The 11506-nt window shown below is 66.1% G+C and carries 10 protein-coding genes and 3 tRNA genes; 9 read left to right on the top strand and 4 right to left on the bottom strand.

Going from position 1 to position 11506, the window contains the following annotated elements:
• The first annotated feature begins 13 nt into the window (after positions 1–13).
• On the top strand, positions 14–766 hold the full coding sequence (locus RMP10_RS07575; RefSeq protein WP_310569753.1) for a hypothetical protein: 753 nt from the start codon (positions 14–16) through the stop codon (positions 764–766).
• On the opposite strand, the gene RMP10_RS07570 is transcribed toward RMP10_RS07575, so the two are convergent.
• Positions 663–1283 carry a hypothetical protein gene (locus tag RMP10_RS07570; protein WP_310569752.1) on the bottom strand — a complete coding sequence of 207 codons (621 nt, stop codon included), beginning with the start codon at positions 1281–1283 and terminating at the stop codon, positions 663–665. The two genes, RMP10_RS07575 and RMP10_RS07570, sit on opposite strands and share 104 nt — an antisense overlap.
• A gap of 133 nt (positions 1284–1416) precedes the next feature.
• Here RMP10_RS07570 and cysS point away from each other — a divergent pair, with 133 nt between their 5' ends.
• The 4 genes from cysS to RMP10_RS07550 all read left to right on the top strand — a co-directional run bounded on the left by cysS (position 1417) and on the right by RMP10_RS07550 (position 3237).
• Positions 1417–2823: a cysteine--tRNA ligase gene (gene cysS, locus RMP10_RS07565; protein WP_309672259.1), complete on the top strand. Its 1407-nt coding sequence runs from the start codon at positions 1417–1419 to the stop codon at positions 2821–2823.
• Between the two features lie 93 nt (positions 2824–2916).
• Positions 2917–2989: transfer RNA gene (locus RMP10_RS07560), tRNA-Thr, on the top strand.
• A 50-nt stretch (positions 2990–3039) separates the two neighbouring features.
• A tRNA-Tyr gene (locus tag RMP10_RS07555) sits at positions 3040–3122 on the top strand.
• Positions 3123–3164: 42 nt separating this feature from the next.
• Positions 3165–3237 (top strand) — tRNA-Gly (locus tag RMP10_RS07550).
• Between the two features lie 263 nt (positions 3238–3500).
• On the opposite strand, the gene RMP10_RS07545 is transcribed toward RMP10_RS07550, so the two are convergent.
• A complete protein-coding gene (locus tag RMP10_RS07545; protein ID WP_310569751.1) occupies positions 3501–3629 on the bottom strand; it encodes a hypothetical protein in 129 nt (42 codons plus the stop codon).
• 255 nt (positions 3630–3884) lie between these two features.
• On the opposite strand from RMP10_RS07545, the gene RMP10_RS07540 reads away from it, so the two are divergent.
• From RMP10_RS07540 to RMP10_RS07525, 4 genes are all read left to right on the top strand, one after another.
• Positions 3885–5186 (top strand): SAVED domain-containing protein, encoded by a 1302-nt coding sequence (locus tag RMP10_RS07540; RefSeq protein WP_310569750.1) that lies wholly within the window; start codon positions 3885–3887, stop codon positions 5184–5186.
• A gap of 121 nt (positions 5187–5307) precedes the next feature.
• On the top strand, positions 5308–6297 hold the full coding sequence (locus tag RMP10_RS07535) for a hypothetical protein (RefSeq protein WP_310569749.1): 990 nt from the start codon (positions 5308–5310) through the stop codon (positions 6295–6297).
• Entirely contained in the window at positions 6290–8104 is a 1815-nt protein-coding gene (locus tag RMP10_RS07530) for a ThiF family adenylyltransferase (protein ID WP_310569748.1), read from the top strand. Before RMP10_RS07535 ends, RMP10_RS07530 begins: the two co-directional genes overlap by 8 nt.
• Before the next feature lie 89 nt (positions 8105–8193).
• Positions 8194–8652, top strand: a complete 459-nt coding sequence (locus RMP10_RS07525; protein ID WP_310569747.1) for a Mov34/MPN/PAD-1 family protein — start codon at positions 8194–8196, stop codon at positions 8650–8652.
• A gap of 273 nt (positions 8653–8925) precedes the next feature.
• Here RMP10_RS07525 and RMP10_RS07520 read toward each other — a convergent pair whose 3' ends face one another.
• Positions 8926–10305, bottom strand: a complete 1380-nt coding sequence (locus RMP10_RS07520) for a hypothetical protein (RefSeq protein WP_310569746.1) — start codon at positions 10303–10305, stop codon at positions 8926–8928.
• A 310-nt stretch (positions 10306–10615) separates the two neighbouring features.
• On the bottom strand, positions 10616–11329 hold the full coding sequence (locus RMP10_RS07515) for an ERF family protein (protein ID WP_310569745.1): 714 nt from the start codon (positions 11327–11329) through the stop codon (positions 10616–10618).
• Between the last annotated feature and the right edge of the window lie 177 nt (positions 11330–11506).

Genomic DNA, 11506 nt, shown 5'->3' with positions numbered 1-11506 from the left:
CATCGTGTCGCCCATGATGAATCCACGACTGCTCTCGGTGGCGCGCGCGCGCGCCGAAATCTCGGCCGGCATTCCCGGACGCTGCGCCGTCAGTGTGCGCGTGCTCGACGACGTCACACTGCGCATTCACGCGGGCGAGCTGCTGCTACTGCAGGCGCCTGAGGCGATGGGCCAATCCATGCTGCTCGCGGCACTGGCGGGGCACGAGCATTCACGGCGCCATCGCTACGTGCGTTCGGTGCGCCATGCCGCGCCGGGACTTCGCATACGTCGTGCCGCGCTCCATCTGGATGCGGTGCACGAAATCATGCGCGGCTGGCAGGAAGCGCAGGTGCCGTCGACCTCTCACGCGTCACGCACGTTGTACCTGCTGCGCGCGTCACGCGCCGGTGCACTGACACCGCGTGAAGCGGCCGCATGGCGGCGATGGGGCCGGGAAGCACATGAGCGCCGAGACGGCATCGTGATTGCCTGCTCGCCGCTGTCGGCCAGCCGCGGCCATGCGTCGCACGCGTCAATGGTCCGATCAACGCACGAGCCGGCCGCGTGGTATGCGTCGGAGCCCCCGGTGGAGCCGTCGCGCACGATTCGTCGGCTCGAACTGCGAGCGGGGCGCCTGCACAGTGTCAGGACGCCCCGCCAAGAGTCGAAGTCCGAGCGACTTACTGCTGTCCGAGCGCTGCACCCGTGGTCTGCGGGCGGTAGTAGTGACGCTCACGCGCCGACCGCTTCCCATCCATCGCCCAGAGCGTCGCCTGAATCATGATGCCGCGCATGCGGCGCGTGTGTTCAGGCGCCGGTACCGTGTACGACGTCCCGATGTTCGCGGCCTCGGGTGCGGGCGGCTCCCCGACGTACTGGGCCTGCCAGGTGCCCAGCTTCACCGTTCCATCCGTCTTCTGCATGATGAACACGCGACCGACCACCGGCTCGCCGTTGATGATCGTCTGACCCGTCACCGGGTCAACCGGCCAGGTGCCCGACGCCTGCGGGGCCGGGGCGGCGGCCGTGTGCTGCATCATCATGCTATCAGGCATGGCCAACATCGAGTCGGCCATCGCCGCGGTGTCGGCACGCTGCGTGGAGTCCTGCATGGTCGAGTCGGCAACGGCCGGTGCGGCATTGGCCGCTGCGGCCGGGGGCTGCGATGCCGGTGCCGACGGCGGCGTGGCCTGCTGGCCACCCTGACTGCGAGCCGCCATGGCGACCGCCACGAGGGCGCCGATGCCGACAACGGTAGAAACGCGCGAGAGCACGCGCGGGCGATCCTGGCGAGGCTGCATGGAGACGGTCCGGGTGGAAGTGGGGGGGCAACATGGGTGACTTACCTTCTACATTCAACGAACGCAAGAAATCGTCGGGAGATCCCGAAGCGACATCCCGAACGACAGCCCGGACCACGCCTCCTTCACGCCGATGCCAGAATTCCGCCTGTACAACACGCTCGCGCGTCGCGTCGAGCCGTTCGCACCTGCCGATGGACAGACGGTGCGCATGTACACGTGTGGACCGACGGTCTACAACCCGGCGCACCTCGGCAACTTCCGCACGTTCCTCTTCGAGGATCTGCTGCGGCGTGTCATTCGGCTGGCCGGCTGGCAGGTCGAACAGGTCATGAACCTGACCGACGTCGACGACAAGATCATCCGGAAAGCGGCCGCCACCGGCGCGAACATTCTCGAAGTGACGGAGCCCTTCACCGAGCTCTTTCATCGCGACCGTCGGTATCTCCGTATCGAAGATGCGGAGCGGTATCCAAAGGCCACCGAGCATATCCCCGAGATGATCGCGCTCGTGGAACGTCTGGTGGCCAACAACGTGGCCTACATCGCCGAAGACGGCTCCGTGTATTTCGCGATCGATCGCTTCCCGGACTACGGCAAACTGTCGCAGCTCGACAAGCGCGAGATTCGCGCCGGCGCGCGCGTCGCGCAAGACGAGTATGCCAAGGAAAACGCGCAGGACTTTGCGCTCTGGAAAGCGGCCAAACCGGAAGACGAAGCGACCGGCGCCGCCTGGGATTCGCCGTGGGGACGTGGTCGTCCCGGCTGGCACCTCGAGTGCTCCGCCATGGCCATGAAGTACCTCGGCGAAACCTTCGACCTCCATGCCGGCGGCATCGATCTCATCTTCCCGCACCACGAAGACGAGATCGCGCAGTCGGAAGCGGCCACTGGCAAGCAGTTCGCCCGTTGCTGGTGCCACGGTGAGTTTTTGCTCACCGACGGCGCCAAGATGGCCAAGCGAGTGGGCAACGTCGCCAACGTCGTCGAGATGCGCGATCAGGGGATCAGCGGCACCGTGTACCGCCATTTCGTGTTCAACGCGCACTACCGCAAGCAGCTCAACCTTGGCGACGACTCGCTCGAGCAGTCGCGGGCGGCGGTGAACCGCATCGGCGCGTTTGCGCTGCGGCTATCCGAAGCCACGTCGGGCACCGCGGCGCTCGCCGACGCCGCGACGAAGGCCGAGAAGGCGTTTCTGGACGCGCTGTTCGATGACCTGAACGCCCCCGAGGCGCTGGCCGCGCTGTTCACGTTCATCAGTGAAGCCAACAAGGAGCTCGACGAACAAGGCACCGACCTGCCGGCGCTGGAGCGGGCCCGGGCCGCTTTCCGACTCATGGACAGCGTGCTCGACCTCGTGCCCGAGCAGGAGATCGACGCCGAGCTGGCCGCGTGGGTCGAGGAGCGGTTGGGGGCCCGTCGGGCTGCCCGCGAGCGCCGGGATTTCGCGGCGGCCGATGCGGCGCGGGCCGAACTGACCGCCCGCGGCATCCTCATTGAGGACGGCCCCGAGGGAACGCGCTGGCGGAAGGGGTAAAATCCATCGGGTATCCGCGCGGGGCTGCTTGAATTCGGGGCCCCGTCGGATTATCCTGCTCGTCTTGTCCGGAGTGGGCCGTTTGCCCGTTCTGCTGACGTAGCTCAGTTGGTAGAGCAGCTGATTTGTAATCAGCAGGTCGTCGGTTCAATCCCGACCGTCAGCTCTTTCAAAGCTCGGCAGCCGCGCCCGCAATGGCGCGTCGGAGAGAGCCTCGGTGAGGTACTCAAGTGGCCAACGAGAACAGACTGTAAATCTGTCGGCGCAAGCCTTCGAAGGTTCGAATCCTTCCCTCACCACTGCAGGACCGCCGGTCATTCCAGCGGGTAGCATCGAAGAACGCGGGAGTAGCTCAGTTGGTAGAGCGCTAGCCTTCCAAGCTTGATGTCGCGGGTTCGAGTCCCGTCTCCCGCTCTAGTGTTGAACAGCAACGACTTACCGCGAAGTGGCGCCTCAGAATTTGGGGCGCCGCTTTGTTTTCATGGTGTTGGGTGGGGTTAGCGTGGGGTTAACGCAAATTCTGCGGCGCAGGCAAGGTCGCGAAAGATGAGAATAGGGCTACGGGTTACCGGCAACCAGGAAATGGTGCTGGGCCAGGTGGCCTGGCCGAGTTGGGCGGCCAGCGTTGGACGTCCGCGCTGCGGCAAAACTGGCTGATGCCCCCCGGACCGCCGGGGCTAACCGCGCTTGAGACCGAGCCGGGCCGCGAGGTAGTTGAAGGGCGTGTCGCTCAAGGCTTCGTACAATTCCGCTTCGACGTCCCGCGCGAACGCGTGGTACGCGATGGCCGACCACGGGGGGAGCACCAGTTCGCAGGGTTCATCGTACTCCGGATCGATGGGTCCTTCGAAGCGTGCCCACGGCAGTCTCTTGCATGGGCCAAGCTACGGACACGCGCCGCGTGAACGGAAGGCAAGACCGCCCTTGGGGGCAGCCCGATACCAGCCCGTGCCGTGAGCCCTTCCGATCCGCAGACCCGCTAGATTTCCCGTAGGAACACCGGCACCCGTCGACGCGGTCTGCATCCGCCCCCTCTGGCCTTCTCCCGCCTCGCTCCCTTCATGCCTGACGCACTCCTGCCCCATTCCGGCGACGCGGCGCTCGAGGCGGCGCCGGAACCTCGCCGTCCTCCGCGGTTCTTCATGAGCCATTGGCGGGGGAATGCCTCGGATATTGCCGCGCTACAGCGGGCGCTCCAGTTCCGCGGGCTTCATGCATGGCGGGATGTGGACCATCTGGAGCTCGGCGAGCTCTTCGAGGCGGCCATTCGACGGGCCATCCGAGAGGAAGTCTCGGCCTTCATCGCGTTCGTCACCCCCACGTTCCTGACACGCCCGGTCATCTGGAACGTCGAGGTCCCCGAGGCGCTCGAGCGGCACCGGCGCGACCCCGGATTTCTGATCATTCCCCTGTTCTGTGGCGTCACGCCGCCAGAACTGACCGCGATGTGTGCACGACACGGTCTCGGCGATCTGAGTGCCTTCAATGGGCATTCTGTCGCCCCTGGGGCAACCAAGAAGGTCCGGAATGCCGAGCTCCGGCGGGTCGCCCAGCGCACGCTGCGCGCCGGCCTTCGTCCTCGCATTGCCGCAGACGCCGCGTACGTGCCACGTCTGCTGCTCCGTGCGCAGCCGCACTCGGTCGGAGAGCAGGGCGTGGACCTCGACCTCGACTGGACCGCGCCGTTCGAGGCGGGGTGCCCAAGCGCGACAGAGTGGCGCGATGAGCTTATGCCCGCGCTCCACGACACGCGAGCCGTTCTCGACGAGTTGTCACGACGGCATGCACACGTCCACGTCCAGGCCCGGCTGTCGGCGCCGCTCGCGCTGGGTGAGGTGCTGTCGGCGACCGCCAAATACACCTTGACGTTCGACGGCGCGAACGGCGCATGGTCGACCGTAGCGCCACGGCGTCGCGCGCCGGTGCTCGTCCGGCACGATCTGGCGGCGCCCGGAACGGACCGCTCGGTGGCGCTGGTCGAAGTGGCCATCGCGCGGGACCTGAGCCAGACGGTTGCCGGCCATGCCGCTGGCCTGAGCGACCGACCGGGACACTCCGTGCGACTCACGCCATCCAGCGGTGCGAGTCAACAGGCCGTAGTCGACGCCACATGGGCCATGTCGGCGGCGTGGGAGGTGGGTGAGTGCCTGCGGACGTTGCACGATCAGCACGGCGTCCGGCACATCCATCTCTACGTCGCGGCGCCAGCCGAATGGTGCGTGCTCTTGGGACACACACTCAATGCCGTTGGCAGGATCACCGTGCACCAGTGGCATCCCACTACGGGGTCGTACGTGCGCGCTTGCACGCTCGGCGCGGTAGGCGCGACGCGACGGCCGGTGGCCACGCGGAATTCAGAGTGATGCGACCGGTTAGCTACGGCACGCCGGTGCGTCCGAATGCACCATCGATGCGCTGTAAATGTGGTACGTCTGCTCGCGACGTCGCGCGCACACGCGTGTGCTCCTTCACTGAGAATTCCGCATGGCAACATTGAACAGTCTGTTCGTCGTGTTCCTCAGCAACATCGAGCCGGACGAGGACACGCGCGCTGAAGCCATCAAGGCGCACGAGCCCGTGCGCGATTGGCTGGCGAACCACAAGACGTTCGGTGCGGCGCACGTCGAAACGTTCCTCGCCGGGTCGTACCGGCGCCGCACCTCGGTCACGCCCATCAAGGACGTGGACATCGTCGTGGTGTGCGCCATGAGCGAGTACGATCCGCAGGATCCGAAGACGTTGCTGACGAAGCTCAAGGCGGCGCTCGACGACAACAAGAAGTACAAGACGCGCACAACGCCGCGCCGTCGTTCGATTCAGATCGAGCTGTCCAACATCGACATGGACATCGTGCCGACGGTCGCGCCCGACGGCGCGGACGAACCGCTGCTGATTCCGGATCGCGACGTGACGCAGTGGTTCCCGACGAACCCGAAGGGGCACATCACGTGGACGCAGAACCTGAACGCTGACACGAAGGACAGCGACAACGACAAGGGGCGCTTCGTGCCGCTCGTGAAAATGGCGCGCTGGTGGAAGAGCGAGCAGCTCCGCTCGAAGCGGCACCCGAAAGGACACATGATGGAGCTCATGGCGGGCTACTACCATGACCCTGCCGCGCGTGATTGGGCGGACGTCTTCATCGCGTGGGTGGAGCGTACTGTGACGGCGTTGAAGCCGTACCGGGACGCGCAGCTCGTGCCGGTGTTCAACGACCCAGGGCTGCCAGGCGAGACGATCAAGACGGGAATGGAGCTCGCCGACTTCGTCCTGTTCTACGACAAGTTGGCCGCGACGCTCCCGCTGGCGCAGCGCGCCCGGGACCTTGCGGGGACTGACCTCAAGGCGAGCGCGAAGGTCTGGCGACAGATCTTTGGCGACGAGTTTCCGCTCCCGGATGATGACGCGCGCAAGCTGGCGGCGACGTCGGTGCTGACCCGTCCGGACATTCGGCAGGCCCCGACCTTTGGGTGACCCTCTCTCGCCCGAGGCCAAACCCGGCGGACTACTCCCGGTCGCGCGCGAGCGCTTCCGGGCGGCACTTGCCGCGGCCGGGTTCACGCTGTTCGGGCGAGAGGCCAACGGCACCGAGCGTTGGGACGGAACCGCGATAGCGCAGTGGCGCGATCCCGAGTCGGGCGAGGAGCGTGAGGCGACCCACAAGATCCGGATCGCGCTCTGGTCTGGATTCCCGTTTCAGGCGCCATCGGCATTTGCGATGGACCCGCGCGAGGCGATGCCGAACAGCCGACATGCGCAACCGCTCCCCAACGGATCCTTATGTCTGTATGCCGCCAGCTATCGCCCAGACACCCAGCGAGGCTGGGCGCCGTGGCGGACGGGCGAGGAGTATCTGGCCAGACTCCGCGAGTTGCTGTCCCGCATGCACAGTGGCGAATGGGACGAGCACGACCGGCCGCCCGACCTGCACACCGCGTTTCCGCAGGCCAAGGGTGACCCGGCGATGACGTTGGTGGGCGAGGGATGGCTGCCCCCGAGTGGGTCCCGGTTCGGCCGTTTCGGCATTTGGCGACGCAGTGCGAGCATCGTCCTCGCGGATGGCCCGGTCGCCGACGTCGGTGTGGTGCCCGCCAAGCCTGCCGACGAGCGCGTGAACATAGTGCTTGGGCTTTATGATCAAGCGCGGGAGGCGGTTGGCGTCTGGTTTCGCCTCGACCGCGAGCCAGGTCCCCGGGGGTCGCTCGGCGCGGTGCTGGCGGAGATCGACCGGGCGAGCGGCCAAGACGCGGGATGGGCACTTGGTGAATGCCGACGAATGATCGGCGCTGATGCCGGAGGGAAGCGTCCCGTTTTCCTCGCGCTCGGGTACCCCGACCCGATGCTCGGCGCGCGGGAGGGCTGGCTCTTCCTCGAGGCACGGCCAGCGGGGCCGGGCACACCCATACGTTGGCGTGAGGCGAAGACGTTGGCGCAGGCCGGCGTGTCGGCGTCGGAGACAGTGCCCATCAACCGTGCGGCGCTGATGCGTCGCACGGGGCCAATCGCCGCGGCGGTCGAGGGGAAGACGGTTCTCGTGTTCGGGGTTGGCGCGCTCGGCGGCACCATGGCACTCCTGCTCGCGCGGTCTGGCATCGAACGCCTCATCCTCGTCGACGGCGACCGCATCCGGCCTGGCAACGCGGTACGCCACGTCGGCGACATCAGCCACACGGGGCGGTTGAAAACCAGTGTGCTGTTCATGGACATCATCTACCACGTGCCGAATGTGTACGTCGAAGAGCACGTAGCGACGTGGGATCCCGAGCGACTGCGCGCGTACGTCGCACGCGCCGATGTCGTCGTAGATGCGACCGCAGAGCAGCCCTTCTCGCTGTTGCTGAATGCGGTCTGCGTCGCCGCCGGTCGCCCGCTCGTCCAGGTCGAAACGACACGTCGCGCGGCGTTCGGTCGTGTGCGTGTTATCCGGCCCGGACGTGATGCATGTCTGCTGTGCTACGAGGCGCACGCGCAATCGACGCGCTACCCTATCGTGCCCGCAGGTGATGAAGGCGAGTTCTTTGACGAGGGGTGTGGCGTCCCGACCGTCGAAGCGCCGGCGTTGGACGTGGAGGCAACCGCGAACTGGGCTGCGCGCGCTGTCCTGTGGCTACTTCAGGATCGGTTGGGTCCACGCAATCACCTGCTGGTTGTGAATGAAGAGCTGGCAGATGTCTCCGGGGACTTGGCGGTGGTCGGCGTGCACTGGGACGTGTTTGCACGGGTGATGGGGTGCGAGTGCTGCGACGATGCGCACGGAAGCGCGCGGCCCGTCACGGCCTAGGAAACCGTCACGTGAGATGGTGGTGCATGTGGTGGCGCATGGAGCCGACGGTGTCCGCTGAGGATGTCGCGCCACTGCCTGCGTTGGTGTTGAGCACTGACATCGAGGAGACGCTGCGGCGGGAGTCCGAGCGTGCATCTCCGAACGAAACCGGCGGCGTTCTCGTTGGTCACGCTGATGGCGACGGTCGCACAGTGGTGACGGCAGTTGTGGGGCCGGGCCCGAACGCTGTGCATACGCGCAGCCGCTTTCGACGAGATGGCGACTACGCGCAGTCCGAAGTGGATAGGCTGCATCACACGTCCGATGGGCGTGACGACTACATCGGCGAGTGGCACTCTCATCCCGATGCTGGAGGGCCGAGCTACGTCGACCGAGGCAGCATGTCCTGGATCAGCCACAACCCGAGCTACGGTCGTCGCGAACCGGTGCTGCTCATCATGGAGCGCGTCCGTAAACGAGCGTGGCGTCCACGGGCGTACCGATGGGTCGAGGGTCGACTCGTCGAGGTCCGTGCGAGCGCGCTGGTTGACGAGAGATTGACCTAGCAACACGGGCCTGTGATGGCCTCCGGCTGAATGACGGCCATGCACGCTAGTCGACTGTTGGCGCGTACTCGCGCAAAATCTTTTGGGGTCTCGGCCGCGGTGCTCGCCCGCCGCGCGCTCGCGCTCGTCGCCGGCAACCATAACGCGATCACTACGCTCGGCACCGACAAACGATGCAGTGGAGTGCCACGACGAAATCGGCACCCCACATCGCGTGCTCACTACGCGGTTTCTCAATGCTCACATTTCGCACTCTACCAAGCGAAGAAACCATCAACCCATCGGACTGTCCGCCTGCGCGAGCGCCATCGCGCGGGCCCGGTCGACCACCACCCGTGCGCTCATCACCAACTTGTGCGCCGTCGACCGACGCGTGGGCAGCGGCCGGTCTCCCACGGGCACGTCCATGTACACCGCCTCGCGGACGCCATTCGGCTGATGACCTGAGATGACATCGAGCACCACGCTGTCCGTGATGTCTATGGCGTCGGGTTCGTTCTTCAGCTCCGTCAGCGCGGTGACACACAGGTCGGTCATGGCCCGTCGCATCGCGTACCAGCCGTGCTCCGGCACGCCTGCGAGCCGCTCGATCTTGTGCCACGCGGAGAGTGCATTGCGTCGAGTGCATGGGAAAAGCCGCCCGTCGGCCCGCGCTTCAGCAGCTTCCAAGGCCGCCGCAAACTCTCCCTGATGCTCCAAGGGCACGACCAACCACGAGGAAAGTTTGCGACCGGCCTCTGGAGCCTTGAAGTAGTGGGCGCCCCAGATCTTGTCGCAGTGCTCCACTCGCAGGTTCAGCACCTGTCCCAAGCGCGCCTCGGCGCCCACGAGCGCAGCGAGGCGGAGGGCGGGGTTGATCGCGGCTTCCGGGTCAAGCAACACGCGCCAGACGCGCCCAGCTTCTGCCCCGGTATATCGAGCCTCACGAGCGAGCGTGGCACCTGGTGCGCGAGTTTTCTGCCGAATGTTCTGCTGCCAGGCGCCGGCCGGAGAGGCCAGCTGACGATAGCCGTGCTCGGCGTACTCGACGCTGGCCCATCCGCTGACGAGCAGGAGCGTTTGGATGCGCTTAACAGCGTTATCCGCCACGCCAGGACTCCAGAGGCGTCGGAAGTCGTTGGGGGTGAGAGAGTAGAACGGGGTGTTGGCCCCTAGGCGGTCCTCGATGGTGTCCGCGAGACCGCGCACCATGCGAGCCTGATCGGACCAGTCCTTGTACAGCCCCTTAACGGACGGGGCGTTTTCGGCATACCACGCTGCCCGCTTGCCGTGCTCCCTAGCCGGCACGTTGCGCGGTGACGGACCGATGGCGGCCAGCATCACCTGACTTACGGTGATTTGATGCAGCATGCCCGCCGGCGATGTCGGCGCCGGTGCGGGAGCGGATTCGACCACGGGTACCGCGACCGCCGTAGGCGCGGCGAGCCCGGCCAGCGTCTCGAGGTCCGCCCCGTCACGGCGCGCCTGAGAAAGCGACTTCGCTCGCGCGTGGACCTCCGGCAGCTTGAGAGCTTGCTCCAAAGGATCCGACGGCCAGACCAGGTCAGAGGCGAGCTTCGTGTATCCACCGCGGCGACCGCTAACGCTGACCTCCCCGCGTGGCCATTGGAAGTAGATCCGACGCCCGCGATCCTCGCGAGCGACCGCGGACACTTTATAATTGGGTACTCCGACTGCTTTCAGCACAGGACTCTCATGGTCTGGAGAACGGGTCACCGGCGTATCCGGCGAGCATCGTCCAGAGCGTAGGGCGAACCTGATTGGCGTGCCACCAACGCTCCTGCGGGATCACTAGCCAAGGGGCATGGGCGGTCGCTCCCCGTCCCCACGCTTCGGGGGGATCCGTTGCTGGCAGTTCCTTCGAACTGCGCCGCCGGTTGGCGGAGCCTCACGTCGTAACGGGTTGAGCAGGGCGATGGGAGGTGGGGGCGCGGGGGCGGTCAGCCCCCGGCACCATCAGCAATTACGCAGCCTTCTCGTCACTCGCGAGGATCACTGCGCATGCCGCCTCGAACTCGGGATAGGATCTGCCGTTCCGGGCCATCCACGTCCTCGCCGAGCGGAGTTCGTCAGCCGTGAGATCGGACAACGGCTTGCCCTTGGTGCGCCCCATCGGCATCAGGGTCGCGCGCGCTGCCTCGAGCGAGGGCGTGCGCACCGGACGCGATGAGGTTCGCTCCCCCGACTCTGGGGGTACCGGCGGACGTGACTGCGCGAACGCTGGCTTACTTGTACGCGTGTCACTTCCGGAAGCGACCTGCTCGGGATCGTCGCCAGTGCTCACGAGGAAGCACTTCAGCAATGCGTACTTCAGTCCACCAGTGAATGCTTTGTAGACGCCCTTGTCGCCGGTATCCTGCCCTGCGCCGATCCAGTTGACGGTGAACGTGGCGCCCGTGTCGCCGCATGCGAATGTGATCGTCATCTGCACCTGCGTCACCGGCCCCCCTTTCGATGCATCGATTTGCTTGCTGCTGTCGGCGCTGACAAACAAGCATACGTTCTGCGATGCCAAGTGCTCGCGCACCGCTTCAACCAAGTCAGCCTCGGTGACATAGCGGTACCCGTGGTACGCGTTGTGCCCGTTCTTCGGCACGCGTGCGACGGCACCCATGACAGTGGCCAACTTCGTAAACAGCCGGGCCATGTCAGGCGCAGCAATACCTGGAGTAGTCATTGTGTCGGGGCTGATGCCGCAGCGGCGGCGGTGGACTCGCAGGGACTACGCAAGACAGAAAGCGTCTCGCCAAGTCCGAGGCTCTCCGTGTGTTGCGAGGCAACACACCGTAGTCCCCACGCCAACCGTGGCCGGCGGCGGGCCCACCACGGCCCCCCCCCCCTCACGGCACCCACC

Source organism: Gemmatimonas sp., from assembly GCF_031426495.1.
GTDB lineage: Bacteria > Gemmatimonadota > Gemmatimonadetes > Gemmatimonadales > Gemmatimonadaceae > Gemmatimonas.
Note: the sequence above shows the minus strand (reverse complement) of the source record. Positions and strands in the feature narration are given on the sequence as shown.